The sequence below is a fragment of the Streptomyces sp. NPDC102462 genome (assembly GCF_044765425.1).
Taxonomy (GTDB): domain Bacteria; phylum Actinomycetota; class Actinomycetes; order Streptomycetales; family Streptomycetaceae; genus Streptomyces.
In genome coordinates this window covers 129,225-155,199 of sequence record NZ_JBIWKB010000001.1, presented here as the reverse complement: position 1 = coordinate 155,199, position 25,975 = coordinate 129,225, and the positions used below count along the sequence as shown (strand labels likewise).

24 protein-coding genes are annotated in these 25,975 nt (G+C 73.1%); 12 read left to right on the top strand and 12 right to left on the bottom strand.

The features are described from left to right. The first annotated feature begins 201 nt into the window (after nucleotides 1-201). Nucleotides 202-861 (top strand): CBS domain-containing protein, encoded by a 660-nt coding sequence (locus ACIRFL_RS00705; RefSeq protein WP_404022777.1) that lies wholly within the window; start codon nucleotides 202-204, stop codon nucleotides 859-861. A gap of 354 nt (nucleotides 862-1,215) precedes the next feature. On the opposite strand, the gene ACIRFL_RS00700 is transcribed toward ACIRFL_RS00705, so the two are convergent. Both ACIRFL_RS00700 and ACIRFL_RS00695 read right to left on the bottom strand, forming a co-directional pair. Beyond that, entirely contained in the window at nucleotides 1,216-2,124 is a 909-nt protein-coding gene (locus ACIRFL_RS00700; protein ID WP_404022775.1) for a universal stress protein, read from the bottom strand. A 171-nt stretch (nucleotides 2,125-2,295) separates the two neighbouring features. Continuing rightward, nucleotides 2,296-3,171 (bottom strand): universal stress protein, encoded by an 876-nt coding sequence (locus ACIRFL_RS00695; RefSeq protein WP_404022774.1) that lies wholly within the window; start codon nucleotides 3,169-3,171, stop codon nucleotides 2,296-2,298. 238 nt (nucleotides 3,172-3,409) lie between these two features. Between ACIRFL_RS00695 and ACIRFL_RS00690 the strand changes: the two genes are divergently transcribed. Then, nucleotides 3,410-4,111 carry a CBS domain-containing protein gene (locus ACIRFL_RS00690; protein WP_404022773.1) on the top strand — a complete coding sequence of 234 codons (702 nt, stop codon included), beginning with the start codon at nucleotides 3,410-3,412 and terminating at the stop codon, nucleotides 4,109-4,111. Between the two features lie 315 nt (nucleotides 4,112-4,426). Here ACIRFL_RS00690 and ACIRFL_RS00685 read toward each other — a convergent pair whose 3' ends face one another. Further along, a complete protein-coding gene (locus ACIRFL_RS00685) occupies nucleotides 4,427-5,980 on the bottom strand; it encodes an MDR family MFS transporter (protein ID WP_404023158.1) in 1,554 nt (517 codons plus the stop codon). Nucleotides 5,981-6,049: 69 nt separating this feature from the next. Further along, a complete protein-coding gene (locus ACIRFL_RS00680) occupies nucleotides 6,050-6,682 on the bottom strand; it encodes a TetR/AcrR family transcriptional regulator (protein WP_404022772.1) in 633 nt (210 codons plus the stop codon). 329 nt (nucleotides 6,683-7,011) lie between these two features. Between ACIRFL_RS00680 and ACIRFL_RS00675 the strand changes: the two genes are divergently transcribed. Both ACIRFL_RS00675 and ACIRFL_RS00670 read left to right on the top strand, forming a co-directional pair. Then, complete coding sequence (locus ACIRFL_RS00675) at nucleotides 7,012-7,938, top strand: arginase family protein (protein ID WP_404022770.1); 927 nt, start codon at nucleotides 7,012-7,014, stop codon at nucleotides 7,936-7,938. Then, the gene (locus ACIRFL_RS00670) at nucleotides 7,935-9,398 is read left to right on the top strand and encodes a sodium:solute symporter (protein ID WP_404022768.1); all 1,464 of its coding nucleotides are present in this window, start codon (nucleotides 7,935-7,937) and stop codon (nucleotides 9,396-9,398) included. Before ACIRFL_RS00675 ends, ACIRFL_RS00670 begins: the two co-directional genes overlap by 4 nt. Here the strand turns inward: ACIRFL_RS00670 and ACIRFL_RS00665 are convergent. Further along, a complete protein-coding gene (locus ACIRFL_RS00665) occupies nucleotides 9,368-10,915 on the bottom strand; it encodes a PucR family transcriptional regulator (protein ID WP_404022767.1) in 1,548 nt (515 codons plus the stop codon). The genes ACIRFL_RS00670 and ACIRFL_RS00665 overlap by 31 nt on opposite strands. Before the next feature lie 210 nt (nucleotides 10,916-11,125). On the opposite strand from ACIRFL_RS00665, the gene ACIRFL_RS00660 reads away from it, so the two are divergent. Continuing rightward, nucleotides 11,126-11,890: a maleylpyruvate isomerase N-terminal domain-containing protein gene (locus ACIRFL_RS00660; RefSeq protein WP_404022766.1), complete on the top strand. Its 765-nt coding sequence runs from the start codon at nucleotides 11,126-11,128 to the stop codon at nucleotides 11,888-11,890. Between the two features lie 15 nt (nucleotides 11,891-11,905). On the opposite strand, the gene ACIRFL_RS00655 is transcribed toward ACIRFL_RS00660, so the two are convergent. The 6 genes from ACIRFL_RS00655 to ACIRFL_RS00630 are packed head-to-tail and all read right to left on the bottom strand — an operon-like array spanning nucleotide 11,906 to nucleotide 15,627. Then, nucleotides 11,906-13,642, bottom strand: a complete 1,737-nt coding sequence (locus tag ACIRFL_RS00655) for a complex I subunit 5 family protein (RefSeq protein WP_404022765.1) — start codon at nucleotides 13,640-13,642, stop codon at nucleotides 11,906-11,908. Then, entirely contained in the window at nucleotides 13,642-13,989 is a 348-nt protein-coding gene (locus tag ACIRFL_RS00650; protein WP_404023157.1) for an NADH-quinone oxidoreductase subunit K, read from the bottom strand. The genes ACIRFL_RS00655 and ACIRFL_RS00650 overlap by 1 nt, the downstream gene beginning before the upstream one ends. A 10-nt stretch (nucleotides 13,990-13,999) precedes the next feature. Beyond that, nucleotides 14,000-14,740 carry a hydrogen gas-evolving membrane-bound hydrogenase subunit E gene (mbhE, locus tag ACIRFL_RS00645; protein WP_404022763.1) on the bottom strand — a complete coding sequence of 247 codons (741 nt, stop codon included), beginning with the start codon at nucleotides 14,738-14,740 and terminating at the stop codon, nucleotides 14,000-14,002. Beyond that, on the bottom strand, nucleotides 14,737-15,003 hold the full coding sequence (locus ACIRFL_RS00640) for a Na(+)/H(+) antiporter subunit B (protein WP_404022762.1): 267 nt from the start codon (nucleotides 15,001-15,003) through the stop codon (nucleotides 14,737-14,739). Before ACIRFL_RS00640 ends, mbhE begins: the two co-directional genes overlap by 4 nt. Further along, nucleotides 14,996-15,448: a monovalent cation/H+ antiporter complex subunit F gene (locus ACIRFL_RS00635; protein WP_404022760.1), complete on the bottom strand. Its 453-nt coding sequence runs from the start codon at nucleotides 15,446-15,448 to the stop codon at nucleotides 14,996-14,998. Before ACIRFL_RS00635 ends, ACIRFL_RS00640 begins: the two co-directional genes overlap by 8 nt. Continuing rightward, nucleotides 15,445-15,627, bottom strand: a complete 183-nt coding sequence (locus ACIRFL_RS00630; protein WP_404022758.1) for a hypothetical protein — start codon at nucleotides 15,625-15,627, stop codon at nucleotides 15,445-15,447. Before ACIRFL_RS00630 ends, ACIRFL_RS00635 begins: the two co-directional genes overlap by 4 nt. A 160-nt stretch (nucleotides 15,628-15,787) precedes the next feature. On the opposite strand from ACIRFL_RS00630, the gene ACIRFL_RS00625 reads away from it, so the two are divergent. Continuing rightward, nucleotides 15,788-16,759, top strand: a complete 972-nt coding sequence (locus tag ACIRFL_RS00625; RefSeq protein WP_404022756.1) for an LLM class F420-dependent oxidoreductase — start codon at nucleotides 15,788-15,790, stop codon at nucleotides 16,757-16,759. Nucleotides 16,760-16,783: 24 nt separating this feature from the next. On the opposite strand, the gene ACIRFL_RS00620 is transcribed toward ACIRFL_RS00625, so the two are convergent. Further along, nucleotides 16,784-17,134 (bottom strand): helix-turn-helix transcriptional regulator, encoded by a 351-nt coding sequence (locus ACIRFL_RS00620; RefSeq protein WP_404022754.1) that lies wholly within the window; start codon nucleotides 17,132-17,134, stop codon nucleotides 16,784-16,786. A gap of 192 nt (nucleotides 17,135-17,326) precedes the next feature. On the opposite strand from ACIRFL_RS00620, the gene ACIRFL_RS00615 reads away from it, so the two are divergent. The 6 genes from ACIRFL_RS00615 (at nucleotide 17,327) to ACIRFL_RS00590 (ending at nucleotide 25,948) form a co-directional block, all read left to right on the top strand. Beyond that, the gene (locus tag ACIRFL_RS00615; RefSeq protein ID WP_404023156.1) at nucleotides 17,327-18,052 is read left to right on the top strand and encodes an ANTAR domain-containing protein; all 726 of its coding nucleotides are present in this window, start codon (nucleotides 17,327-17,329) and stop codon (nucleotides 18,050-18,052) included. A 310-nt stretch (nucleotides 18,053-18,362) separates the two neighbouring features. Further along, nucleotides 18,363-19,319 (top strand): LLM class F420-dependent oxidoreductase, encoded by a 957-nt coding sequence (locus tag ACIRFL_RS00610; RefSeq protein ID WP_404022753.1) that lies wholly within the window; start codon nucleotides 18,363-18,365, stop codon nucleotides 19,317-19,319. Between the two features lie 23 nt (nucleotides 19,320-19,342). Continuing rightward, nucleotides 19,343-19,954, top strand: coding sequence for a cysteine hydrolase family protein (locus ACIRFL_RS00605; protein ID WP_404022752.1), 612 nt, complete (start codon nucleotides 19,343-19,345; stop codon nucleotides 19,952-19,954). Beyond that, the gene (locus ACIRFL_RS00600) at nucleotides 19,951-23,001 is read left to right on the top strand and encodes an FAD-binding and (Fe-S)-binding domain-containing protein (protein WP_404022750.1); all 3,051 of its coding nucleotides are present in this window, start codon (nucleotides 19,951-19,953) and stop codon (nucleotides 22,999-23,001) included. The genes ACIRFL_RS00605 and ACIRFL_RS00600 overlap by 4 nt, the downstream gene beginning before the upstream one ends. Before the next feature lie 38 nt (nucleotides 23,002-23,039). Continuing rightward, nucleotides 23,040-24,845 carry a thiamine pyrophosphate-requiring protein gene (locus ACIRFL_RS00595; protein ID WP_404022748.1) on the top strand — a complete coding sequence of 602 codons (1,806 nt, stop codon included), beginning with the start codon at nucleotides 23,040-23,042 and terminating at the stop codon, nucleotides 24,843-24,845. A 32-nt stretch (nucleotides 24,846-24,877) separates the two neighbouring features. Then, nucleotides 24,878-25,948, top strand: a complete 1,071-nt coding sequence (locus ACIRFL_RS00590) for an SDR family oxidoreductase (RefSeq protein ID WP_404022747.1) — start codon at nucleotides 24,878-24,880, stop codon at nucleotides 25,946-25,948. The last annotated feature ends 27 nt before the right edge of the window (nucleotides 25,949-25,975 follow it).

The window sequence follows — 25,975 nt, the reverse complement described above, 5'->3', positions numbered from 1 at the left end:
CCGGCCTGACGGGCCCCAGCTCTGCGCCCCGGCCTGACGGGCCGCCGCGCGGGCTTTGCCACCCGGCCCAAGCGGCCCCGGCCACCTGCCACCCGGCCCGAACGGCCCCGCGGGCGGGCCGGGCGGCCCCTGGCTCGCCGGGTGGCACCGGTCCACGCTGGAAGTGGCACATCCGCCCGCGAGTGACCCGAGGCGGTCAGCATGTACGGCGCTCCCCACATCGTCAGTGACGTCATGACCCACACGGTCGCCGCCATCGGCCCCCGGGCCCCGTTCAAGGAGATGGTGCGGCTGATGCGGGACTGGAGGGTCAGCGCCCTGCCCGTGATCGAGGGCGAGGGCCGGGTGGTCGGCGTGGTCTCCGAGGCCGATCTGCTCCCCACGGAGGAACTGCGCGACGACCCGGATGTGGGCTACCTCAGGCAGCGCCGACCCGCCGACCTGGCCAAGGCCGAGGCGGTCACCGCGGCCGAACTGATGACCTCGCCCCCGGTCACCGTCCGCGCCGACGCGACCCTGGCCGAGGCGGCGCGCGTCATGGCACACGCCCGGGTCAAGCGGCTGCCCGTGGTCGACGACCTCCAGCTGCTGCAGGGCGTCGTCAGCCGAGCCGACCTGCTCAAGGTGTTCCTGCGCGAGGACGACGACATCGCCGAGGAGGTGCGCCGCGAGATCGTGTCGTACCTCTTCCCGCCGCCGTCGGCCGTCCGGGCCGAGGTGCGCGACGGAGTGGTCACACTGAGCGGCACGGTCCACGACACCTCCCTGCTGCCCGTGGCCGCCCGCCTGGTGCGGGCCGTCGAGGGCGTGGTGGACGTGGAGTTCGACCTCGCACGGGAAGGCGACGCGCCGCAACGCTAGCCGCGCGGGGGCCTCGATCGGCGCGGCCGTCGCGGTCGCCCGCACGGCGCGGCGGCGACGGCGGACTGGGCCGGGCCCGTCCGCTCCGCGGCGGAACACGCCGGGCACCGGAGCGCCGAGGCCGCACGGCCCCGGGCAGCGGCCTGCGCTGGGCCGCCTCCCGTCGGGCCGGCGCAGAGCGGGCCACGGCCTCGTCCTCCGGGCGGATCACCGGCGCGAGGACCAGTGGTCTCCGGCGCGTCCGCGGGACCGGGCCCTTCCATGGGTGCTGCCGGGCTCGGTCGGCCAGGGCCGTGCTGCGCCGCGCCCGCCACCCCCTCGTCGCCGTTCCGGCCGCATGCGGGTAGGCGGCGGTCACGGAAAGTCCGGTACGACGGCCACGGGGCACAGGGCGTGGTGCAGCAGCGCGTGCGCGACCAGGCCCAGTTGCAGCCCTCCGTCACCGTTCCTGCGCCGTACGCCGAGGACCAGCAGGTCCGCGGCGCGGGACCGGTGGAGCAACACCTGGCGCGCCGGTCCTTCGAGGACGCAGCGGTGCACCCGCACCTGGGGGTATTCGCTCATGGGATGGCGCAGCACGTCGTCGACGAGCGCGGACGCCTGCTCCTCACAGGCCGCGGCGGTGACCGCCGGCTCCTCGTGTCCCAGGCCCCGGTCCCCCACGAGCAGGGGATGGCGGGCGGCGCGGTGCGCCGGGCAGAGCCAGGTGCGGACGACGTCGAGGGCGCAGTGGCGTGCCGCGGCCTCGCACAGCGCGAAGCGCGCCGCCTCGCCGCTCGTCCCCGGCTCCCCGACCGCCAGCACGATCCGTTCGTGCGCGCCCGCGATGCCCTCCGCCGTGCCGCGGACCACGATCACCGGCCCGTCCGCGTGGCCGGCCACGGCCAGTCCCACCGAGCCGAGCAGCAGGCCCGGAATCTCCCCCCGGCCACGGCAACCGGTCACCACGGCGGTGGCGTTGTGGCCCTCCCCCAGCAGCGCGTACACCGGGTCCTCCGCCAGGACCATTGTTTCGACCCTGACCGCGGGGGCGCGGCGCAGGGCGCGCTCCGTCGCGGCCGTCACGATCCGGTCGGCGGCGGCCGGTGGGACGGGCCCCGGGTCGCCGGTCGAGGACATGTCGCCCTCGTACTGCTCCCAGAGCGACGCGTGGACCAGCCGCAGGGGCAGATCAGCGTGGCGCACCGCCTCGTCGGCCGCCCAGTCCACCGCCTCCAGGCTGGAGTCCGATCCGTCGACGCCTACGACCAGGGGCAGACGCATCACCCTCACCGCCTCTCGTCGAGCCGCACCCGGCGCGGCACTCCCCCGCTCCTACGCTCGCACGTCCCCGGCCGCCTCCGCAGGGGGAGGCGGCCCCGCGCGCCCGATCCGGGCCGAGCCCGCGCCGGCCGGTGACCGACGTACTCACCGGGACCGCCCGGTGTGCGCCGGCTACCGCTGCGGCACGACCGCGACCGGGCACTGCGCGTGGTGCAGCAGCGCGTGGTTCACCCGGCCGAGCTGGAGCCCGAAGAGGCCCGCTGTCCGGCGCCGCGCCCCGACGATCACGAGATCGGCGGCAGCGGACCGGTCCACCAGGACCTTGCCGACCGGTCCCTCGGGCGCCGCACGCCGGGTGCGGACGCCCGGGTACTGTCCGGCCGCCTCCGCGAGCGGCGCGTCGAACGCGGCGACGATCCGTTCCTCACCTGCGTGTGGGTCGTCCGGCCGTGGCCCGGGCCCGCGGGTCGTGTCGCGGGCGGACGTGCGCCACACGTGGACGACGTCCAGGACGCACCCGCGCGCCTCGGCCTCCCGGAAGGCGAACCGCACGGCCTCGTGCGTCGTCTCGGCGCTTCCCAGACCGAGCAGGATCCGCTCGTGCGTCCCGGCGATGCCCGCGCGGTCGCCGCGGACCACGATCACCGGGCACGGGGCACGCGCCGCCACGGCCAGTCCTACCGACCCCAGCAGCATCCCCTTGAGCTGACCGCGGCCACGCGACCCCGTGACGAGTACGAACGCGCCGTCGCCGGCCCGGACGAGGGCGGCGGCGGCATCGTCCGGCAGGACCTCGGTGGTGACCTTGACCTCGGGGTTGCGCCGCTCGGCGCGTTCGGCCGCAAAGGCCACGAGGTGTTCGGCCAGCACCTGTTCGCCGGGGCGTCCCGGGCCGGCCGAGGGGATGGCGCCCTCGTAGCGTTCCCAGAGGGACGCGTGGACCAGCCTGAGCGGAACGCCGTGGCGGTACGCCTCGTCCACCGCCCAGTCGACCGCGAGCAGGGACGAATCCGATCCGTCCACGCCCGCCACCACGGGAAGTGTCATCGTCCCCACCGCCTTTCCGGGGCCGCCGGATACCGCGGCGCGTCGGGCCGATTTCACCGTCGCACCCCGGACCGGAACGGCACGAGGGCCCTTCGGCCCCTTCCGGGGGCCTTCGGCCCGACCCGGGTGCGGGAGCCGCGCAGTCCCCCGGTGTGGACCACCCGGCCCATGCCGTCGCGGGGGTGCCGGCCGAGCCTGGAGTGTGGGACGACGATTCCGAGCAGCCCGGGAGGTCGAGATGACCGGCCGTCGCTACGCCGTCAGTGATGTGATGACCCGCAAGGTCGTCGCCGTGAAGGCGAAGGCTTCCTTCAAGGACATCGTGCGGACCCTGCGCCAGTGGGGGGTGACGGCGCTGCCGGTGCTGGACGACGAGCGACGGGTCGTCGGCGTCGTCTCCGAGGCCGATCTGCTGCCGAAGGAAGAGGCCAGGGGCGCAGATCCGGCCCCTGGCGCGCGGGCGGCGGACGGTTCGGCCGCCGCCAAGGCGGTGGCGGTCACCGCGGACCGGCTGATGACCGCGCCCGCCGTCACCGTGGCCGGGAGCGCGACGCTGGCCCTGGCCGCCCGGATCATGGCCCGCAACGGGATCAAACGGCTGCCCGTCGTCGACGCCGCAGGCGTGCTCACGGGCATCGTCAGCCGGTCCGATCTGCTCAAGGTGTTCCTGCGGGACGACGAGGAGATCGCCGAGGAGGTGCGCCGCGACGTCGTGGGGTGGCTGTTCGTGACGCCGCCCGAATCGCTGCGCATCGAGGTGCACGACGGTGTCGTGACGCTCACCGGCCGGGTCCGGGACAGCACGCTCGTACCCGTCGTGGCCCGGCTGGTGCGCGGGGTCGAGGGGGTCGTGGACGTCGACTGCGCGCTGATGGGCCCGCTGCGCCGCCCGGACCTCGACCCCGACCTGCCGGACATCGCCGAATTCCCCCCGGCCTGACCCGGGACGGCACACCCGTACCCGCCGGGCGACCCGGACCTCACGGACACGACGCCGGGCCCGCCTCCGCCCCCCCGGCACCCAGCTGAGCGGGACAGCGCCCCGAAGGGGCGCGGGGAACTGCGCGACCAGCCACGACGCCGCCGCAGACAACCGACGGCACAGCGCGGCACCTCCAGCGGAGCGCCCGGCGGCCATCTCTCGATGAGATGGCCGTCATCGGGATTCATCGGCGCACAAGGGGAAGCGATCCGGACGGCCGACTGCCGCTGCACGCGAGGGCACCGACGACGCTGCCGGACCCGCGCGGGCGCGTCAGTGTGCGAGGCCGGAAGACCTCTGCGTCTCCTCCTCGGCCCTGCGCTGCAACGCCGTCGTCGTCTTCAGCGGTGCCTCCTTGACGAACAGCACCGCGATCAGCGCGATCACCGCGAACGGGAGGGCCATCAGGAACAGATCACCCGTGGCCACGCCGTAGGCGTGCTCGACCACGCCCTTCATCGGCTCGGGCAGGGCGGTCATGTCCGGGACGGCGCCGTGACCGCCGGCCGCGGCGCCCTGGGCGGCCTCGGCGGGCAGGTCCCTCAGCCCCTTGGCGATCTCGTCGGCGACGCGGTTGGCCAGCAGGGCACCGAGGACGCTGGTGCCGACGGTGCCGCCGAGGCTGCGGAAGAAGGAGAGCGTGGACGTCGCGGCGCCCAACTCGTGGGCGGACACGTCGTTCTGCGCGGCCAGCACGAGGTTCTGCATCAGCATGCCGACCCCGATGCCCAGGACGGCCATGTAGAGGCTGAGCACCCCGAACCCGGTGTCGGAGTCCAGCAGGGACAGCAGGGCGAGGCCCGCGCTCATCACGACGCCGCCGGCGATCAGGAAGGCCTTCCAGCGTCCGGTGCGGCTGATGATCTGTCCGGCCACGGTGGAGGAGACCAGCAGGCCGCCGATCATCGGCAGGCTCATCAGGCCCGCGACCGTGGGCGACTTGCCGAGTGCGACCTGGAAGTACTGGGCGAGGAAGACCGACCCGGCGAACATGGCGAGACCGACGAAGAAGCTGGCCACGGTGGTGAGCGTGACCGTGCGGTTGCGGAAGACGGTGAGCGGGATGACCGGCTCGGCCACCCGGGACTCCACGAAGACGGCTCCGGCCAGCAGCACCGCGCCGGTGACGGTCAGCGCGGCGGTCTGCCAGGACGCCCAGGCGAACTGGTTGCCGGCGAGCGAGGTCCAGATCAGCAGGGCGCAGACACCGGCGACGATGAGGAAGGCGCCCAGCCAGTCGATCCGCACCTCACGGCGCACGGTGGGCAGCCGCAGCGTCCGCTGCAGGATGACGATGGCGGCCAGCGCGAAGGGGATGCCGACGAAGAAGCACCAGCGCCAGCCCAGCCAGTCGGTGTCCACCAGTACGCCGCCGACCAGCGGGCCGGCGACGGTTCCGACGGCGAACACCGCTCCGAAGATGCCGCCGTAGCGGCCGAGGTCACGCGGCGGGATGATCGCGGCCATGACCACCTGGGCGAGCGCGGTGAGCCCGCCCGCGCCGATGCCCTGGATGACGCGGCTCACGATCAGCAGGCCGACGCCCTGGGAGAAGCCGGCCACCAGCGAGCCGACGACGAAGAGGCTCAGCGAGAGCTGGAGCAGCAGCTTCTGGTTGAACAGGTCGGAGAGTTTGCCCCACAGCGGCACGGTGGCCGTCATCGCGAGCAGTTCGGCGGTGACCACCCAGGTGTAGGAGGACTGGCTCGCTCCCAGGTCGGCGATGATCCGGGGCAGCGCGTTGGAGACGACGGTTCCGGCCAGAATGGCCACGAACATGCCGGCCATCAGCCCGGACATGGCCTGGAGTATCTGACGGGGCTGCATCTGGACAGGGGGCGCCTCGGCGCTCACAGCACTCACGGGTGATCCTTCGAAGGACGGAGAGAAATCGGTTCATGACTCGTCGAGAGGGCGGACGAACCCCGCGGCGAGCTGATCGAAGACCTGGTGGAAGACGTCGAGGAACGCGGTGCCGCCGTCGTGTTCGTACCAGTGCGTCATCGCGACGCGGATCGCGGCGGTACTGAGCGAGGCGAGCAGCGTGGCGTACAGCGCGGCCCGGGGGCCGGTCGTGCCCTGCGCACGGAGCCGCAGCGTGAACGCCTCGGCGAGCGCCCGTTCCTCCTCGGCCTGCAGGGACAGCAGCCGGGAGGTGAGTTCCGGGGAGCGGGAGAGCACCAGGGCGACCAGCGACCACAGGTCGCGATCCAGCTCCATGCCGGCGATCTGTTCGGCCATGGCCTCCCGCAGCACGTCCAGCGCGGAGCGCTCGGCGGGGGCTTCGCGCACCGCCTGCCGGATCCGCTCCCCCACCTCGGGGTCGGCCATGACGAACGCGTCTTCACGGCACTTGAAGTAGTTGAAGAACGTCCGCGGCGAGACCCCCGCCCGCTCGCTGATGGCCTCGACCGTCACCTGCTGCACACCGTTGTCGGCCGCGAGCCGTATCGCCGCCTCGAACAGGGCGTGCCGGGTCGCTCTCTTCTTCTGCTCCCGCAGCCCGACGGGGCGCTCCCGCTTCTCCACATCTTGCACACTACTGAAAAAATGCAGAGACATGCAAAAAGCCGGGGGCGAGACGGCTCGGCGGCGCACGGTGGCCGGTCGGGTGCTTCATCTGCCGGTCGGCGCATCTTCACCCGAGTCGGACACCGTGTACGCGGCGGCGTCGCCTTCGTGGTGCCGTCCATCGCCATGTGGGCCAGTGGACGACTCCCTCATTCGACATCCGGGCCGGGGCTGCGCACGGGCGGCGGCGAGGACGATCTGTGGCCAACCGACGTACCGTGCTCCGTGGCGTTCGCGACGTGGCGAAAGCAGCACACCCTGCAGGCCACGAGTGCGTGAGGAGCCAGATGACCGCCCGACCCCTGCCCCGGACCGACCGCCGTTTCACCCTGCTCGGCGCGCCCTACGACGGCGCCGCCACGCTGGGCTGGCCCGGCAGCCGTTACGCACCCGACCGGATCCGTGCCGCGATGGCCTGGATCCTGCAACGACGCGAGGACGGGCGGATCTACTGCCTCGACCACGCCGCCCTCCATCCGTTCCCCGAGGACCTGCTGGCCGACGGCGGCGACGTGCCCACCGTCGCCCACGATCTGGAGGCCACGCTGGACGCCGCGACCGCCGCCGTCGCGGACACCCTCGCCGCCGGCCGCACGCCCGTGCTGCTGGGCGGCGACGACTGTCTGCTGTATCCGGCGGCGCACGGGCTCGCACGGTCCACCGCGGGCACGGTCGCCGTCGTCCACCTCGACGCCCATCTCGATCTGCTCGACGAGAACGAGCAGCAGGGCCGGTACAGCCACTCGTCGGGGATGCGCCGGGCCGGCGAGCTGGCGAACGTCGACCTGCGCGCCAGCGTCCAGCTCGCCTCCCGGCACTTCAACTTCCCGTCGTCCCTCGCCTTCCGCGAGGAGGCGGGGCTGCGCAACATCCCCGCGGCCGAGATCCACCGGCGCGGCACCGAGGCCGTGGCGGCCGACGTGCTCGCCCACGTCGCCGCCGCGGACCGTGTACTGCTGGCCTTCGACATCGACTGCGTCGACCCCGCGCACGCTCCGGGTGCCGGTGCCCACGAGCCCGGCGGTCTGACCTCCCACCAGGCCCTCGACCTGGTGCAGCGGCTGGCCCCGTACAGCGACGCCATGGTGCTCACCGAGGTCAATCCGCTCACCGACACAAACGACAGGACCGCCAACCTGGCCGCCTACCTCGTCGCGCACTTCGTCGTCCACGGCGGGCTCGCCGCCCCGTCCGGCGAAGGGGCACCGGCATGATCGACAAGCTCATCGTCCTGCTGTACCTGCTGGTGATGGTCGGGGCCGGCTACCTCGGCATGCGCCGCAGCCGTACCCGTGAGGACTTCACGGTCGCCGGGCGGCGCCTCGGCCCGTTCATGTACACCTCCGCCATGAGCACGGTGGTGCTGGGCGCGGCGTCCACCGTGGGCGGTGTCAGCCTCGGCTACCAGTACGGGATCTCCGGCATGGCGCTGGTGCTCTCGCTCGCGATCGGCATCGCCGCCATCGGGGTGTGCTTCGCGGGCACCCTCTTCCGCAGCGGCGTCTACACGGTGCCCGACGCGGTGAGCCGGCGTTTCGGCGGCCCGTCGCGGCTGCTCAGCTCGGTCATCGTCGTGTTCTACACGCTGATGGTCGGCGTGGGACAGATCATCGGCATCGGCACGGTGCTGACCGTGGTCTTCGGGGTCTCCCCCGGCACGGCGGCGTTCATCGGCTGGGCCACGATCATGCTGTACGGCGTCGCCGGCGGCATGTGGTCGATCACCCTCACCGACGTGGTGCAGTTCCTGGTCAAGACCCTCGGGGTCTTCGTGGTCCTGCTGCCGCTCGTGATCCACCGGGCGGGCGGCCTCGCCGAGATGCGGGACCGGCTGCCCGGCAGCTTCTTCTCGCCCACCGGCATCGGGGTGGGCACCATCGGCGCCTACTTCCTGCTCTTCTTCTTCGGGTTCCTGATCGACCAGGGCAACTGGCAGCGGCTGCTGACCGCGCGCTCCGAGCGGGTGGCCCGCTGGGGCGCCGTCGTCTCCGGCCTGTACTGCGCGCTGTACGGCCTGGCCGGTGCGCTCATCGGCACGGCGGGCCGGGTGCTGCTGCCGCACCTCGCCAACCCCGACGACGCCTACGCCCGGATCGCCTCGCTCGTGCTGCCCGCCGGGCTGTTCGGGCTGGTGGTGGCCGCCGCGCTCGCCGCGTCGATGTCCACCGCGAGCGGTCTGCTGATCGGGGCGTCCACGGTGCTCACCAACGATGTGCTGCGCCCGCTCGGTGGCGCCCGGCTGAGCAGTGTGCGCGCCAACCGGATCGTGCTGTTCGCGGTGGGTGTGGTGGCGCTCGCGGTGTCGTACGCCGTGGACAGCGTGGTCGGCGCGGTGACGGTGGCGGCCGATCTGCTGGCGGCGGCCCTGCTCGTGCCCGTCGTCGGGGCGATGTTCTGGCGGCGCTCCACGACACCGGCGGCCATCGCCTCGCTGGTGGCCGGCTCGGTGGTGTGCGTCGCGTTCATGGCGGTCTCCGGGCTCTACGCGAACGAGCCCGTCATGTACGGGATGGCCGCCGCCCTCGTCGTCTTCGTGGCGGTGAGCCTGGTCACCCGGCCGGATCCGGCCGTCGCCGCCCTGCCCTTCGAGGAGTTGCCCGACCCGAACGCGGCGCCGTCGGCGACGCACGAACCGGTGGCGGCTCAGCCGGTGCCGTCCTCGCGCAGGGCGTGAGCGGCCAGCGCCAGGGAGAGTTCGAGCCGTACGTACGCCGCGTCGAGGTCACGGCCGAGCACCTTGCGCACCACGCCCAGGCGGTGGTGCAGGGTGTGGCGGTGAACGCCCAGGTCGGCGGCGGCCCGTGCCACGGAGCCGTTGTGGTCGAGGAAGGCCCGTACCGTCGCGACCAGCGGGACACCGCGCTCGGCCTCGGCGCGGCGGAGCGGGTCGATCAGCCGGCTGACGAGCAGTTCCGGCACCGACCGTTCGGCGGAGGCCAGCAGCAGTTCGATCGCGCCGAGGTCGCAGACGCGGGTGACGGCCCGGCCCTCCGTGCGGCCGATGGCGAGCGCCTGCCTGGCCTGGCGCAGCCCCTGTGCCAGGGCGTGCGCGGGCACCGCCTCGCTCACCCCCGCGGAACCGGGGCACGCCCGGCCGAGCGGCGAGTCGGGGTCCCGCAGACTGGCGAGCAGCGGTTCGGGACGTGAGGTCAGCAGGACCGTCTCCCCGACGTCCGAGGTCGCGGCGAGCACCGGGTGCGCGTGGTCGGTGAGCACGAGGTGCACGTCGAGGCGGTGCGCGCCGGCCGCGGGCTGTGGCTCGTCCGGGGAGTGCGGGCCGGGGTGTACGACGACGACCGTGACGTCTGCGGGGTCGATCCCCCAGGCCGCCACCAGCCGGGTGGCCGCCGCGGGGTCCGCTTCGTCGCGCAGCGCCTCGCGCAGGGTGTCCGCGTCGGCCCGCCGCGCCTCGGCTCGCGATCTGCGCCGTTGTTCGAGGTCATAGGTGATCAAGGAGGCGGCCGCCGCCGCGACCGTGTGGTCGGTGCGGGTGAACGGCTCGGCACGCCACAGCAGCAGACGGCCCCGCACGGTGTCCGCGCCCAGGGTGTGGCCGACGAGGTGCCCCGCCAGGTCGACGGCGGACAGCGACCGGCCGGACCACACGGCGTCGGCCGCGGTCCGCTCGGCGGCCCGGGCGGCGGACCGCGGAGCCACCGTGAGCACGTTTCCCGCCGGGTCGGTGACGGCCGCCCAGCCGCCGTACTCCTTGACCAGCTCGCGCGTCGCGCCGCGCACGGCGCCCAGCTCCAGCGCCGCGGCCGTCAGCCGCGGATAGACGCGCAGGGCGCGCCGCAGCGCCGAGCGTTCCTCGCTGGCGATCCGGTCCGCGACCGCCTGGGACAGCGCCACGAACGGGGTGGCGTAGGGCACCATGAGGACCGGCAGCCCGGTCTCCTCGCCGACCCGGACGACCTCCGGCGGCACGGCGTCGTAGACGAGGTCGACGGCGATCCCGACGGCCGCCGCCCCGGTGTCGGCGAGCCTGCGCGCCGTCGCCGCCACGGACTGCGGTCCCGGGTGTCCGACACCGGTGATCAGGACCAGCGAGCCCTCTTCCAGCCACGGCGTGGGATCGGGCACCTCGCTCGCGTGCACCCAGCTGATGGCGCGGTCGAGCCCGGCCGTGCCCGCGGTCACGGTGAGACCGAACTCCCGCCGCGCGACGAGTTCCCGCACGCTGAGCGGCATCCGCGCTGCTCCTTCCGCCTCCAGACGCGCCGCCGGTTGCGGACCGCGCATCGCAGCGTACGCCGGACGGCCGCCGCCGCGTCCTGCCGGCCGCGCGGCGCGACGGACGCCGCGTCGGCGAACTCCGGCACCGCGCCGGTCTCGCCGCGCGCCGGGAGGTGAGGGTGACCCGGTGGGTTTGGCCGGGGTCCGGGCCGGAACCCATGGCGCATGATTCCCTCTCACGTCGACGAGACCCTGCCGGAGCTGGCTCCGTTCGTGCACGCCGTACAGGCCCGGCGGCCCGACGACGGCACGTGGTGCGAGGCATGGACGGTGCGCGACATCCTGGTCCACCAGACCGGCAACGCCGAAGAGCTGGCCCGGGTCCTGCACGGCTTCCTCACGGGAGCGCCCGTGGAGACCCGGGGCTTCGAACGGGAGGCGCCCTACCGGCGGATGTCGGACGCCGACCTGTGGGCCGCGTTCCTGGCCCGCTGCGCACGGCTCACCGAGATCGCCGCGGCCGCGGCACAGGACCTGGACCCGCAGGCGGAGGTGATGTGGACGGGCCGGATCGTGAAGGTGCCCTTCTTCGCGGAGCACATGCGGGAGGAACTGATCCTGCACCGCTGGGACCTGACCGGCGACGACAGCACCGCGGTGCGGGCGCTCGACGAGCCGTGGATGACGGAGCACAGCGTGGTCTCGGTCGGCCGGCCGCTGCTGGTCCGCGGCCGTGCCCGGCTGACACCCGGTGAGCGGGTGGAGGGCCGGCTGCGTACCCCGGGCACCGACGACGTCGTGGTGGTCGCCGACGCCGACGGCACCGGCATCCGGCTCGCCGCCCCCGAGGGCCCCGCGACGATCGAGAGCGACGCGGCCACCCGCGTCCTGCTGCTGTGGGGGCGGCGCCCGGCCGATCCGACGCGCTGGCACAGCGGTGCCGGACCGGACGCCCTGCGCCGGGTACGGACCCTGCTGGGCGGCTACTGACACGAGCGGCCGGGTTCAGCCGCCGAGGACGCCGGGCAGGGCCAGCGCCCCCAGCGCGGCGGCCCCGAGCAGCAGCCAGGCCACATAGTCGCCGACGTGCCCGGACTGCAGCCGCCGCAGGCGCTGCGCCCAGCCGGGAGCCGGCACCCGGCGCGGACGCAGCACGGCGCGGCCGGCGAGGGCCGCGGCCAGCGCCGTGGACAGCAGACCGAGCAGGATGCCCGCCGGTGTCCAGTGCACGTCCCCGGAGCCCGCGGCGCCGACGCCACGGGCCACGGCCGCGGCGAAACCGGGAACCACGCCGACGGCGAGCGCCGCGGCGAGCAGCACCGCCGGGACGGCCGTCATGGTGTCCGGGACCCGCAGCAGTCTGCCCCCGGTCTCGGGCTGCTCGCCCAAGCCGGTGGTCTCGTAGCCGGACGACTCCCCGGGGCGTGGGCCAAGGCCCCAGAAGACCCGGGCGGTGACCCGGAGCACCGCGGCGGCGGTGAGCGCCGACGCGGCGACGTACAGCGCCGTGAGCGGCCGGCCGACGGCCTCCTCGACGGTCGACTTGCCGAGGGCCGTGCCGAACGGCGGCAGGCCCGCGAGGCCGAGGGCGCCCACCGCGAACATCGCACCCACCCCGCGCATCCGGCGGGCCCTGCCGTGCAGGGCGTGCTCGTCGAGGCTGCCGAACCGGTCGAGGAGGACGCCGGCGCAGGCGAACAGCGCGGCCTTCACCCCGGCGTGTCCGAGGATGTACAGCGCCACTCCGTCCTTCGCCGCCGGCTTGAGCACGCCGATGCCGACGAGGAACAGACCCATGTGGGCGATCGTGGAGTAGGCCAGCAGCCGCTTGATGTGCCGCTGGTACCAGCACATGAGGGCCCCGGTCAGCGCGGTGAGCACGCCGAGGGTCACCAGCGCGCGCTCGACGTCGCCCGCCGGGATGCCGCCCGGCCCGGCGAACACGGTGGTGTACACCCGCCAGACGCCGTACGCGCCGAGTTCCACCATGACGCCGGAGAACAGCATGCACACCGGGGTGGGGGCGACCGCGTGGGCGTCCGGGAGCCAGAAGTGGAACGGCGCGGCGGCGGCCTTCACCAGCAGGCCCGTCGTCACCAGCACGAACGCCGCGAGGACGAGCGCGTCGGGGCCGCCGTGTGCGTCCAGGCCGTCTTTGATCCGGGCCATGCCCAGCTCGCCGGTGCGCGCGTACAGCAGCGTGATGCCCATCAACAGGCCGTAGGCGCCGAGGGAGTTGACGACGCCGAAGGTCAGGGCGCCCTGCACGGGCTTCGCCTCGTCGATCCGGTAGCCGGTCAGCGCGTAGGCGACGACGCCCATCAGTTCGAAGAACACGAACGCGTTGAACAGGTCGCCGGCCAGGGCGAAGCCGGACATGCCCGCCTGGAACGCCAGCATCAGGGCCGGGAAGGAACCGGCGTGGCCGCGCGGCGGCTCGTCGAAGTAGTGCCAGGAGTACGCCAGTGCCGCGAGCGTCAGCAGCGCGACGAGGGCGGCCATGCCGAGCGCCGGTGCGTCGCCGATCAGGACGATGCCGATGCCGGGCCCCCATCCGCCGACGTGTTCGGCAAGGGCGGGCGAGGAGTGGAGCAGCAGCACCAGCGCGAGGGCCGCGGCGCCCCCGGACACGACGCACGCGGTGCTCTCCGCGGCGAGTCGTGGCAGCCGGCGGCCCGTGGCGACCAGCACCGCGGCACCGAGCAGCGGCACCGCCGTGAGCAGCGGGAGCAGATGGTGCATCAGCCGCGCAGCTCCATCAGTTCGTCGGGGTCGACCGTGCCGTGCCGCTTGGCGATCTGCAGGACGAGCGCGAGCAGCAGCGCGGTGACGGTGGCGCCCACGACGATGTCGGTGAGGGTGAGGGCCTGTACGACGGGATCGACCAGGGGCCGGGTGCCCGGCTTCAGGTCGGAGAAGACGGGGGCGGTCGCCCCGTCCCGGTAGCCGACGGCCAGCAGCAGGACGTAGGTCGCGGACTGGCACACGGACAGACAGCCCACGGCGTGGATCAGGTTCCGGCTGGTCGCCAGGCCCAGGCAGCCGGCCAGGAAGACGTAGACGGCGACCAGATAGGGGAAGACATGCATCACGGACGGCTCAACTCCCCTGCTCCTCCTCGATCTCGACGGCCTGTTCAAGGAACCGGGCGAGCAGCACCACGACGGCGCAGGCCACCTCCATGCCGATGGCCGCGTTCAGCAGGGGCACGGTGCCGCCGGACGACAGCGTGTTGAAGGTGCCGTACGGCAGCAGCGTGTTGGCCAGGAACGCGGTGCCGGCCAGGACGCCGGCGAGGCCCAGGACCAGGTACGCTCCGGCGGCGAGCGCGTCGCAGACCTCGAACGCCCCGATCGGGCGGATGCGTTCCAGGGCCCGGTAGTCGGCGCCGAGGTAGAGCAGGTGCAGTGCCGTGGCGGCGACCACCCCGCCCTGGAATCCGCCGCCGGGGCTGAGCTGCCCGTGGGCGATGACGTAGACGCCCACGACCAGGGCGATGGGCAGCACGATGAGGGCGTAGCGGCCCACGGGCGGTGCCACGTCGGCGGGTGCGGGCGGCGCACGGTGTTCGTCCCGGGCCTGCCGCAGCAGGACCACACAGCCCAGTACCGCGGCGAACAGGATGCTCATCTCGCCGAGGGTGTCGTAGGCGCGCAGATCGAAGTTGATGGAGGCGATGGTGTTGGCGGTGTGCCGGGCGAGTGAGGCGCGCACGGCCCGCTCCCCGTAGGGATGCGATCGCCCGCCGAACGAGGGCAGGTCGAGGCAGGCGAGGACCAGCAGCACGGCGAGGCCCGCGCCGCCGCAGGCCAGCACGGCCAGGCGCAGCCGGCGGCTCATCCCTCGCCGTCCCGGTCCCGGCTCCGGGCGCGCCGCTTGAGCTTGCGCACGGACAGCATGATCAGCAGCGGAGTGAGGGCCGAGCCGACCGCCAGTTGCGACAGGCCGACGTCGGGGGCCTGCAACACGGTGAACAGCACGGCGAGGACGGTGCCCAGCACGGACAGCACGAGCGCCTGACGGGCCGGATCGCGGGTGGCGACCGCCGCCGTGGCGGCGGCGGCCACCAGCACCAGGACCACGACGATCGACGCGTCAGCCACCGCGCACCCCCCGAAAGCCGCCCGCCAGCGCGCGGGAGGCGACGAGGTTCCCGCCGATCAGCAAGGCGCCGGTCACCAGGAGCTTCACCATGGCACGGCCCGGTCCTGCGGCCACGCACACGGCGACCACGACGACCGCGCCCACGCCTGCCGCCGCCCAGGTCAGCCGCCAGGCGGACGCCCCGGAATCGGCCAGGTCCTCGGCGAGCAACCGGGCGAAGACGAGCGTGCCGACCGGTCCGAGCAGCGCCAGGAGCAGGGCGAGATCCACATAGGAGGAGCGGTCGTAGCCCTGGGCGAGGAGCAGCAGACTCGGGCAGGCGACGGACGTGGTGAGGTTCTGTGCCACCGCCCTGCGGGCCGGCGGCCCGCTCGCCACACCCCAGACGGCCGCCGCCAGCCCCGCGCCGAGCAGGATCGTCGCCGCGAGGACCCAGCCGTTCATCGCTTGCTCACCGCCCGCCGTGCGGCTCGCGCGGCGAGCGCGCCGAGGGCCGCGGCGCCCGCGCCGACCGCGGTCTCAAGGGGCTGGACCGAGCTGATGAGCACCAGCCACAGCAGGGCGAGCCCGGCCCACCAGGCCGCCAGTTCACCGATGGGGGCAAGGACCGTACGCCCCGTCATGGCCCGCCTCCTTACGCCGCCACCGGCATCCAAGCACCGTGGGGCCGCCACGGCCCCGCGACGCGCAGGCACGGCGCCCTCGGGTGCCCGGTGGGAGTCAGCCGAAACGAGGAGCGGGTCCGGTCGTTTTCCGGCCGTCCGCCGGGGGACTCGGCTCCTCATGGTGCACATCGGATACACGATGATGACCGAGCAGTCCGGCCCGCGTGACCTGGTGGACCATGTCGTGCGTGCCGAGGGCGCGGGCTTCGACTTCTCGGTGATCTCCGACCACTTCTTTCCCTGGCTGCGTTCCCAGGGGCACGCCCCGTACGCGTGGAGCGTCCTCGGCGCCGCGGCCCAGGCCACCTCGTCCATCCCGTTGATGACGTATGTGACGTGCCCGACCGTCCGCTACCACCCGGCGGTGGTGGCCCAGAAGGCGGCCACCGTGCAACTGCTGTCGGAGGGCAGGTTCCGGCTCGGGCTCGGTGCCGGGGAGAACCTCAACGAGCATGTGGTGGGCGGCGGCTGGCCCCCGGTCGACGTGCGGCACGAGATGCTGGACGAGGCGGTGCGGATCATCCGCGCCCTGTTCGAGGGCGGCCATGTGACGCATCACGGCACGCACTTCCAGGTGGAGTCGGCCCGCTTGTGGGACCTGCCCGAGACGCCGCCGCCGATCGGCATCGCGGTGTCCGGGGACCGGTCCTGCGCGCTCGCCGGGCGGCTGGCCGACCTGCTCGTCGCCACCGAACCCGTCAAGGGCCTGCTGGACGCCTTCGACCGGCACGGCGGCACCGGCAAGCCGCGGGTCGGTCAGCTCCCGGTGAGCCACGACCGGGACCGCGACACCGCCGTCCGCCGCGCCCACGCGCAGTTCCGCTGGTTCGGGCTCGGCTGGAAGGTCAACGCGGAGTTGCCCCACCCGGACTCCTTCGAGCAGGCGACCCGGTTCGTGACCCCCGACGACGTGGCAGCGGCCGTCCCGTGCGGCGACGACCCGGACGACTTCGTGGCGGCGGTGCGGCCCTACGCGGAGGCCGGGTTCACCGACGTCGCCCTCGTCCAGATCGGCGGCGACACACAGCCGCAGTTCCTGGACTGGTCGGAGAAGACGCTGCTGCCGGCGCTGCGTGCCGCGTTCGGCTGACGCCGGTCGCGGCCGGGGGCGCGCTCACCGGTCGGAGCCGACCTGCCGCACCACGCCGTGACGCTCGGCCTCGTCGCGGATCAGCAGCGACAGCAGGGAGGCCACCGTCAGGTCGGCCTCGGCCGGGTGCCGCAGGATCTTGCTCGCGTCGATCCGGTAGGTGTTGCCGCGCCCCTGGCGGGTGTGGGAGAGATAGCCGTCCCGCTCCAGATCCGAGATGATCTTCTGAACGGCGCGTTCGGTGAGCCGGCAGCGCGCGGCGATGTCGCGGATGCGCGCCGTGCGGTTGTCGGCGATGGTGGCCAGCACACGCGCGTGACTGGTGAGGAACGTCCATCCGGTGTGCGGCTCCGGCACTCCATCCACTCCGACCATGGGGAAAGAGTACGGCCCGGTGTGCACGTACTCAAAAGAACGAAACAAAATTCATGTATATCTTGACGGGCTGCGTACGGCGGGCGACGCTGGTGGCCGGGGACACGCAGGACCCACGGAGAGGCAGTCATGCCGCAGCCGCCCGACACGACACGGTCGACCGACGGGCAGGAGCCCGTCTGCACGAGAACGATCTCCTCATCGATCGTCACGCGAGGTGACGGCGACCATGTCGTCGTGCGCATCGTCGGAGAACTCTGCTTCGAGGACGCCGAATTGCTGGAGCACACCCTGCGCGCCGCGCTGGACAAGCCGGTCTCCTGCCTGGACCTGGATCTCGGCGACCTGAGGTTCTGGGACTGCTCCGCGCTCAATGTGCTGCTGACCCTTCGCCGGCAGGCGCTCGCCGCGGGCCAGACGATCGCCGTGACGGCCGCCAGTCCCGTGGCGGAACGGCTGCTGACCCTGACGGACACCCGCAGCCTGTTCGCACCGGCACGGGAGGGCGGGCACGCCGCCGCGGACGAGGACGGCGCATTCGCCGAGTACGGCGAAGATGCGCACGAGGGCGCCGGTGACAGCCTGCGCTCGGAGGTCGTCCAGCTCCGGCGCGCCCTGCAGACCCGCCCGGAGATCGACATGGCCCGCGGCATCCTGATGGCCTCCTTCGGACTGAACGCCGACGAGGCCTGGGACGTGCTGGTCATGGCCTCCCAGGGCACCAACACGAAGCTGCACCGGCTCGCCTCGAACGTGGTCACCGCGGTGACCGGGGACACGCTGCCGCAGCCGGTGCGGCAGCAGCTCACGGCGGCGATCGCCCGGCGCCGGGCGGCGGGCGCACGCAGCGCCCACGCGTCGGCGCCGCCCCGCGCCCCCCGCCGGGCGAACGGCAGACGCGAAAGGCCCACCGCATGAGGTGCCGCCCCACGCCCATCCCGTAGGCGCCGCCCTGGAACTGCGCCTGCGGGATGGCCGCGGCGATGTGCCGCGCGTGCGGGGCGGGCAGGGTGCTGTGTCGCGTGGGCCGCGTTCGTCCTCGTGGCCGCGTTCGTCCTCGTGCCCGCTCCCTTCACCCGGCTTGGCGCACGGGCGGCCTCACGACGGCAGGGGCCGAGTACCCAGGGGCTGCCGGGGCGACACGGACCACCGCGTACGGACCGGGTTCGACGGTCCGCTCCCCCGGGTACTCGAAGGCGCGGCCACGTTCCACCAGGAAGGCACACAGATGGCTCACTTCGGATATTTCCTGTCCTGTGAGGAGCACCCTCCGGCGGCGCTCATCGAGCAGGCCCGCATGGCGGAGCAGGCCGGGTTCGACGCCCTCTGGATCTCCGATCACTACCACCCGTGGAACGACCGGCAGGGCCAGAGCCCGTTCGTGTGGTCGGTGATCGGCGCCCTGTCGCAGGCGGTCTCGCTGCCCGTGGAGACGGCGGTGACCTGCCCGCTGGTGCGCACGCATCCCGCCGTGATCGCCCAGGCCGCCGCCACCAGTGCGGTCCAGCTGGGCGGCCGGTTCCGGCTGGGCGTGGGTACCGGGGAAGCCCTCAACGAGCACATCCTGGGCACCGGCTGGCCCGAGGCTCCGGTGCGCCTTGCCATGCTGGAGGAGGCCCTGCAGATCATCCGGAACCTGTTCACCGGCGAGCAGATCAGCCACCACGGCAGGTACTACACCGTGGAGAACGCCCGGCTGTACACCCTTCCCGACGAGCCGGTGCCCATCGACGTCTCCGCCTTCGGCCCGCAGGCCGCGGAGAGCGCGGCGCGCATCGGCGACGGGCTGATCACGATGATGCCCGACCGCGCCCTGGTGGAACGCTTCCGGCGCGGTGGCGGTGGCGCCAAACCGGTGTACGGCGGCTTCAAGGCGTGCTGGGGCCCCGACCGGCAGGAGGCGGTCCGCACCGCGCACCGGCTGTGGGCGAACGAGCGGCTGCCCGGCGAACTGGGGCAGATCCTGCCCACCCCGCGCCACTTCGAGCAGGCGAGCGAACTGGTCACACCCGAGCAGGTGGCGTCCGCCGTGCCGTGCGGCGACGACCCGGACGCACACGTCGAGGCGATGCACGCGTTCGTCGACGCCGGTTTCGACACCGTGTACGTCCAGCAGATCGGCGAGGACCAACAGGGCTTCTTCGACTTCTACCGCACGAAGGTCCTGCCGCGGCTGCGCGGCTGACGCACCGGACGGTGGTGGCGGCCATGCACGGCAACACGGAGGCGACGGGTCTCGCCCTCATCGTGATCGACATGATCCACACATACGACCACGAGGACGCCGAACTGCTCGTGCCCTCCGCACGGCAGGTCGTGCCCGTCCTCGCGGAGCTGATCGGCCGGGCCCGTGCGGCCCACGTGCCGGTCGTGTACGCGAACGACAACTTCGGGCTGTGGCGCTCCCACCACGGAGAACTGCTGGAGACCGCGCTGTCCCGGCCGCACGCCGACCTGATCGAGCCGATCAGGCCCGACGACGAGTCGCTGTTCGTCGTGAAGGCCCGCCACTCGATCTTCTACGAGACACCCCTGTCCTATCTGCTGTGGCGCCTGGGCGCCGGACACGTGGTGCTGAGCGGCCAGGTCACCGAGCAGTGCGTGCTCTACTCCGCGCTGGACGCGCACATCCGCCATCTGGAGGTCACCGTGCCGCGGGACGCCGTCGCCTCCATCCACCCGCATCTGGCCGACGCGGCCCTGGACATGATGGAGCGCAACATGGGGGCACGGATCGTCACGGCGAAAGACATCGCATTCGTGGGTACCCGATGGCCGGTACCCGAGGGACAGCCGCGTCGGCCGGGAGGTGGACCATGAGCGAACCCGTCCTCGAAGCGCCGGCGGACCGGCTCGTCGAGGCGCTGCGTGCCGAGACCGACGCCGAGGTCCGCTTCGATCCGGGCACCAGGGGCGCCTACGCCACCGACGGCTCCAACTACCGGCAGGTCCCGCTCGGCGTGGTCGTACCCCGCACGGTGGAGGCAGGTGCCCGCGCGGTCCAGGTGTGCGCCCGGTTCGGGGCCCCCGTGCTGTCCCGGGGCGGAGGCACGAGCCTCGCCGGCCAGACGACGAACACGGCCGTCGTGATCGACTGGAGCAAGTACTGCCATGCCCTGGTCGCCGTCGACCCGGACACCCGTACCTGTGTGGTGGAGCCCGGGATCGTCCTGGACGAACTCGACCGGCGCCTGGCCGATCACCGTCTGCAGTTCGGTCCCAAGCCGTCCACCCACAGTCACTGTGCGCTGGGCGGCATGATCGGCAACAACTCCTGCGGGGCGTCCGCGCAGGCGTACGGCAAGACGGTCGACAACGTGCGCCGCCTGGAGGTGCAGACCTACGACGGCCTGCGCATGTGGGTCGGCCCGACCTCCCGGGCCGAGCGCGCGCGGATCGCCGCCGAGGGCGGTCGCCGGGCCGAGATCTACGAGGGCCTGGACCGCCTCGTCGCCGGGCATCTGGCGGACATCCGGCGCGGCTACCCGGACATCCCGCGTCGGGTCTCCGGCTACAACCTCGACTCGCTGCTGCCGGAACGCGGCTTCGACGTCGCGCGGGCCCTGGTCGGCAGCGAGGGCACCCTCGTCACCGTCCTGCACGCCGAACTCGACCTCGTACCCGTGCCGCCCTACCAGTCACTGCTGGTCCTCGGCTACGACGACATCTGCCGCGCCGCCGACGACGTACCGCGCCTGCTGGAGCACTGTGCCCCGACCCAACTGGAGGCCCTGGACGGGCGGATGGCCCAGCTCATGCGCGAGGAACACGCCTACCTGGACTCCCTCGACGCGCTGCCCGACGCCGACAGCTGGCTGTTGCTGCAGTTCAGCGGCGACAGCCAGGAGGAAGTCGACGAACAGGCGCACCAGTTGCTCAAGGCGACCGGCCGCAGGGAGAAGGACCCCTCCGTCGCCTTCTCCGACGACCCCGACCGCGAGCAGCGGATGCTCAAGGCGCGGGAGGCCGGCCTCGGTGTCACGGCCCGGCCGCCGGACGACCGCGAGACCTGGGAGGGCTGGGAGGACTCCGCCGTCCCGCCCGACCGCCTCGGTGACTATCTGCGCGATCTGAAGCGGCTGTTCGTGGAGTTCGACTACGACCACCCGTCCCTGTACGGCCACTTCGGGCAGGGGTGTGTGCACACCCGCATCCCGTTCGGGCTGCGGACCGCGGACGGGGTGGCGGACTTCCGGCGCTTCGTGGAACGGGCCGCCGACCTCGTGGCCTCCTACGGAGGTTCCCTGTCCGGCGAGCACGGGGACGGCCAGGCCCGGGGCGAGCTGCTGACCCGGATGTTCGGCGAACCGCTCGTGACCGCCTTCCGGGAACTGAAGGCACTGTTCGACCCCGGCAACCGGATGAACCCGGGCAAGGTGGTCGACCCGCATCCGGTGGACGGGCAACTGCGCCTCGGACCGTCCTGGCAACCGGCGTCGGACGGCACGCACTTCGGCTATCCAAAGGACGACCACTCCTTCACCCGGGCCGTGTTGCGCTGTGTCGGCATCGGCAACTGCCGCAGCCACCGGGGCGGCGTGATGTGTCCCTCCTACCGGGCCACCCGGGAGGAGGAGCATTCCACCCGGGGACGTGCCCGGCTGCTGTTCGAGATGCTGGACGGGCACCCGGACTCGGCGGTCACCGACGGCTGGCGCTCCACCGAGGTACGCGACGCCCTCGATCTGTGCCTGGCCTGCAAGGGCTGCAAGTCGGACTGCCCGACCGGCGTCGACATGGCCACCTACAAGGCGGAGTTCCTGGCGCACCACTACGCCGGCCGGCCGCGGCCCGCCGCGCACTACTCGATGGGCTGGCTGCCGCTGTGGGCCCGGCTGGCCCGGCCGGCCCCGCATCTGGTCAACAGTGTGCTGCACGCGCCGGGCCTCGCCGGTGCGGGAAAACGACTGGCCGGTGTGGACGGCGGCCGGCAGGCGCCGGTGTTCGCCGCCGAGTCCTTCCTCCAGTGGTGGCGGGCCCGCCACGCAGATGAGGTGGACCCGGCGGATCCGGCGGCGGTGGTCTTGTGGCCGGACACCTTCAGCACCTACTTCCATCCGTCCGTCGCGACCTCGGCGGTCCGCGTCCTCAAGGACGCCGGCTTCCGCGTCATCGTGCCCGGCGCCCCCGTCTGCTGCGGCCTGACCTGGATCTCCACCGGCCAACTGGCCACGGCGAAAAGGGTGTTGCGCCATACGCTGCGCGTCCTTGGCCCCCATCTGGACGCGGGCACGCCCGTCGTCGGCCTGGAACCCTCGTGCACGGCCGTCTTCCGGGCCGACGCCCCCGAGCTGCTGGCCGGCGACCCGGACGCCCGCCGGCTCGCCGGGCAGGTCCGCACCCTCGCCGAACACCTCCTGCGCGCGGACTGGCAACCACCGCGGCTGGCCCGGCACGCGACGGTGCAGACGCACTGCCACCAGCACGCCGTCATGAAGTTCGACGCCGACCGTGAACTGATGCGCCGCGCCCACCTGGACGCCGACGTCCTCGACGAGGGCTGCTGCGGTCTGGCCGGCAACTTCGGGTTCGAACGGGGTCACCACGAGGTCTCCCTGGCCGTCGGCGAGCTGGGCGTGCTGCCCGCCGTCCGCGCCGCCGCACCCGACGACGTACTGCTGGCGGACGGGTTCAGCTGCCGCACCCAGATCGAGCAGGGCGGCACCGGCCGCCGGGCCCTGCACCTGGCCGAGGTGCTGGCCCTCGGACTCGACGGCCCGCTGCCCGGCGACCGGCCCGAGCGCCTGGCCCGGCGCCCCCGCGTCCCCTCCGCCCCGGCCCGGTGGGCGGCCACCGCGGGCGCCGCGGGCGCCGGCGCGCTGGCCGCCACGACCGCCGTGGGCCTCGTACGCCGTCTGCGCCCGTAGTCCCGTACTCACACGTCCCTTGCGGAAAGGATCCGACCATGTCGACGAAGGTCTCCGACTACCTCCTCCAGCGGCTGCGCGAGTGGGGCGTGGAGTACGTCTTCGCCTATCCCGGAGACGGCATCAACGGCCTGCTCGCGGCCTGGGGACGCGCGGACGACAACCCGCGGTTCATCCAGGCGCGGCACGAGGAGATGTCCGCGTTCGAAGCGGTCGGCTATGCCAAGTTCTCCGGCCGGGTCGGCGTCTGCGCCGCCACCTCGGGGCCGGGCGCCATCCATCTCCTCAACGGCCTGTACGACGCGAAGCTGGATCATGTGCCCGTGGTCGCCGTGGTCGGGCAGACCAACCGCAGCGCCATGGGCGGCTCGTACCAGCAGGAGGTCGACCTGGTCAGCCTGTACAAGGACGTCGCCTCGGACTTCTGCGAGATGGTCACCGTCCCCGAGCAGCTGCCGAACGTGCTCGACCGGGCGCTGCGCACCGCGCTGGCGCGCCACTCGGTGACCGCCGTGATCATCCCGGCCGATGTCCAGGAGCTGGACTACTCCCCGCCCGAGCACGCGTTCAAGATGGTCCCCTCCAGTCTCGGCATGCCGCACTACGCGCCGGTGCCCGCCGACGAGGACCTGCAGCGGGCCGCGGACGTGCTCAACGCCGGCGAACGCACCGCCATACTGATCGGGCAGGGCGCGCGCGGGGCCCGCCCTGAGGTGACGACGGTCGCCGAGCGGCTCGGCGCCGGCGTCGCCAAGGCGTTGCTGGGCAAGGACGCCCTCGATGACGACCTGCCGTATGTGACCGGCGCGATCGGCCTGTTGGGCACCCGGCCGTCGTACGAGCTGATGCGGGACTGCGACACCCTCCTCGTCGTCGGCTCCTCCTTCCCCTACACCCAGTTCCTGCCGGAGTTCGGGCAGGCACGGGCCGTGCAGATCGACATCGACCCGCACATGGTCGGCCTGCGCTACCCCTTCGAGGTCAACCTCGTCGGCGACGCCGCCACGACGCTGCGCCGGCTGGTTCCGCTGCTCAAGCAGGCCGAGCGTCCCGCGTGGCGGAAGAAGGTCGAGGACAACGTCGCGCGCTGGTGGGAGGTCATGGAGCGGCGCGCCGCCGTGGAGGCCGATCCGATCAACCCGGAGTACGTCACGCACACGCTCGGCGGGCTGCTCCCGGAGAACGTGATCCTCAGCTCGGACTCCGGGTCCGCCGCCAACTGGTACGCCCGCCATCTCAGGCTGCGCGGTGCCATGCGCGGTTCGCTGTCGGGCACGCTGGCCACCATGGGGCCGGGGGTGCCGTACGCCATCGGGGCCAAGTTCGCGCACGGCGACCGGCCGGCGATCGCCCTGGTCGGCGACGGCGCGATGCAGATGAACGGGATGGCCGAGCTGATCACCATCGCCAAGTACTGGCACGAGTGGCAGGACCCGAGGCTCGTCGTCGCCGTCTTCAACAACCGGGACCTCAACCAGGTGACCTGGGAGATGCGGGCCATGTCGGGCGCCCCGCAGTTCCTGCCCTCGCAGTCGATCCCCGACGTGGCCTACGCCGACTTCGCCCGTTCCGTCGGGCTGACCGGGCAGCGCGTCGAGAAGCCGGACGAGGTGCGCGGCGCCTGGGAGGCCGCGCTCGCCGCGGACCGGCCCTGCGTGCTCGACTTCGTGACCGATCCCGCCGTACCGCCCATTCCGCCGCATGCCACCCTCGACCAGATCGAGGCCGCAGCGACGGCCGTCCTCAAGGGCGACAGCGACCGTGCCGCGATGGTCAGGCAGGGTTTCAAGGCGAAGGTCCAGGAGTTCCTGCCGCACGGCCGCCACGGAACGAGCGGACGATGACCGGACCGCACGCCCGACCGGAGGGACCGATCATGCCGCAAGTCGTCGTCATCACCGGGGCCAGCGCCGGTATCGGCCGTGCCACCGCCTGTCTGTACGCGCGGCGTGGCGCCGCCGTCGCCCTGATCGCACGTGGCCGGGGCGGGCTGGAGGCGGCGGCGCGGGACGTGGCGGACCTGGGCGGGCGCCCCTTCGTCCAGCAGGCCGACACCTCCGACGCCGGCCAGGTCTCGGCCGCCGCCGACGCCGTCGAGCGGGCCCTCGGCCCCATCGACGTCTGGGTCAACTGCGCGTTCACCAGCGTGTTCGCGCCCTTCGCGGAGATCAGCGCGGAGGAGTACCAGCGGGTGACCGACGTCGCCTACCTGGGCTTCGTCAACGGCACCCGCACGGCGCTCGCCCGCATGCTGCCGCGCGACCGCGGCACCATCGTGCAGGTGGGCTCCGCCCTGGGCGAGCGGTCGATTCCGCTCCAGTCCGCCTACTGCGGCGCCAAACACGCCATCAACGGCTTCACGTCGTCCGTGCGCCTGGAACTGCTCCACCGGGCGAGCAATGTGCACATCACGATCGCCCAGATGCCCGCGGTCAACACCCCGCAGTTCTCCTGGGTCAGGTCGCGGCTGTCCCGTCACCCGCAGCCGGTGCCGCCGATCTACCAGCCCGAGGTCGCCGCGCGGGGCGTCCTGTACGCCGCCGACCACCCCAAACGCAAGCAGTACTACATCGGGGCCAGCACCGCGGCGACCGTCTGGGCCAACCGGATCGCCCCCGCCCTCCTCGACCGTTACCTGGCCCGCACGGGCTTCGACTCCCAGCAGACCGACAGTCCGGCCCCGACCGGTGCGGACAATCTGTTCAGCCCGTCCGACGGGCCGGCGGGCAGCGACTACGGCGCCCACGGCGTCTTCGACGAAAGGTCCCACCCGCACTCCGCCCAGGCCGCCCTCGCCCGGCACCCCGTGGTCACCGCCGCCACCACGTCGGTGGGCCTGGCGGCCGCCGCCGTCGGCTTGGGGCGGCGGCTGAGCGGCCGGACCGGGCACGCCGGGACACGACAGGGTCACGGGCCCGCTCACGGGCTCGCACGGCTCACACGGTGAGGCATCCCCGCCGTCCCTCCCGGGAGG

Coding starts and splice junctions, on each gene's coding strand:
- ACIRFL_RS00705 (WP_404022777.1), top strand. CDS start 202: ATGTACGGCGCTCCCCACATCGTCAGTGACGTCATGACCCACACGGTC.
- ACIRFL_RS00700 (WP_404022775.1), bottom strand. CDS start 2,124: ATGCGTCTGCCCCTGGTCGTAGGCGTCGACGGATCGGACTCCAGCCTG.
- ACIRFL_RS00695 (WP_404022774.1), bottom strand. CDS start 3,171: ATGACACTTCCCGTGGTGGCGGGCGTGGACGGATCGGATTCGTCCCTG.
- ACIRFL_RS00690 (WP_404022773.1), top strand. CDS start 3,410: ATGACCGGCCGTCGCTACGCCGTCAGTGATGTGATGACCCGCAAGGTC.
- ACIRFL_RS00685 (WP_404023158.1), bottom strand. CDS start 5,980: ATGCAGCCCCGTCAGATACTCCAGGCCATGTCCGGGCTGATGGCCGGC.
- ACIRFL_RS00675 (WP_404022770.1), top strand. CDS start 7,012: ATGACCGCCCGACCCCTGCCCCGGACCGACCGCCGTTTCACCCTGCTC.
- ACIRFL_RS00670 (WP_404022768.1), top strand. CDS start 7,935: ATGATCGACAAGCTCATCGTCCTGCTGTACCTGCTGGTGATGGTCGGG.
- ACIRFL_RS00665 (WP_404022767.1), bottom strand. CDS start 10,915: ATGCCGCTCAGCGTGCGGGAACTCGTCGCGCGGCGGGAGTTCGGTCTC.
- ACIRFL_RS00660 (WP_404022766.1), top strand. CDS start 11,126: ATGATTCCCTCTCACGTCGACGAGACCCTGCCGGAGCTGGCTCCGTTC.
- ACIRFL_RS00655 (WP_404022765.1), bottom strand. CDS start 13,642: ATGCACCATCTGCTCCCGCTGCTCACGGCGGTGCCGCTGCTCGGTGCC.
- ACIRFL_RS00650 (WP_404023157.1), bottom strand. CDS start 13,989: ATGCATGTCTTCCCCTATCTGGTCGCCGTCTACGTCTTCCTGGCCGGC.
- mbhE (WP_404022763.1), bottom strand. CDS start 14,740: ATGAGCCGCCGGCTGCGCCTGGCCGTGCTGGCCTGCGGCGGCGCGGGC.
- ACIRFL_RS00635 (WP_404022760.1), bottom strand. CDS start 15,448: ATGAACGGCTGGGTCCTCGCGGCGACGATCCTGCTCGGCGCGGGGCTG.
- ACIRFL_RS00630 (WP_404022758.1), bottom strand. CDS start 15,627: ATGACGGGGCGTACGGTCCTTGCCCCCATCGGTGAACTGGCGGCCTGG.
- ACIRFL_RS00625 (WP_404022756.1), top strand. CDS start 15,788: ATGGTGCACATCGGATACACGATGATGACCGAGCAGTCCGGCCCGCGT.
- ACIRFL_RS00620 (WP_404022754.1), bottom strand. CDS start 17,134: ATGGTCGGAGTGGATGGAGTGCCGGAGCCGCACACCGGATGGACGTTC.
- ACIRFL_RS00610 (WP_404022753.1), top strand. CDS start 18,363: ATGGCTCACTTCGGATATTTCCTGTCCTGTGAGGAGCACCCTCCGGCG.
- ACIRFL_RS00605 (WP_404022752.1), top strand. CDS start 19,343: ATGCACGGCAACACGGAGGCGACGGGTCTCGCCCTCATCGTGATCGAC.
- ACIRFL_RS00600 (WP_404022750.1), top strand. CDS start 19,951: ATGAGCGAACCCGTCCTCGAAGCGCCGGCGGACCGGCTCGTCGAGGCG.
- ACIRFL_RS00595 (WP_404022748.1), top strand. CDS start 23,040: ATGTCGACGAAGGTCTCCGACTACCTCCTCCAGCGGCTGCGCGAGTGG.
- ACIRFL_RS00590 (WP_404022747.1), top strand. CDS start 24,878: ATGCCGCAAGTCGTCGTCATCACCGGGGCCAGCGCCGGTATCGGCCGT.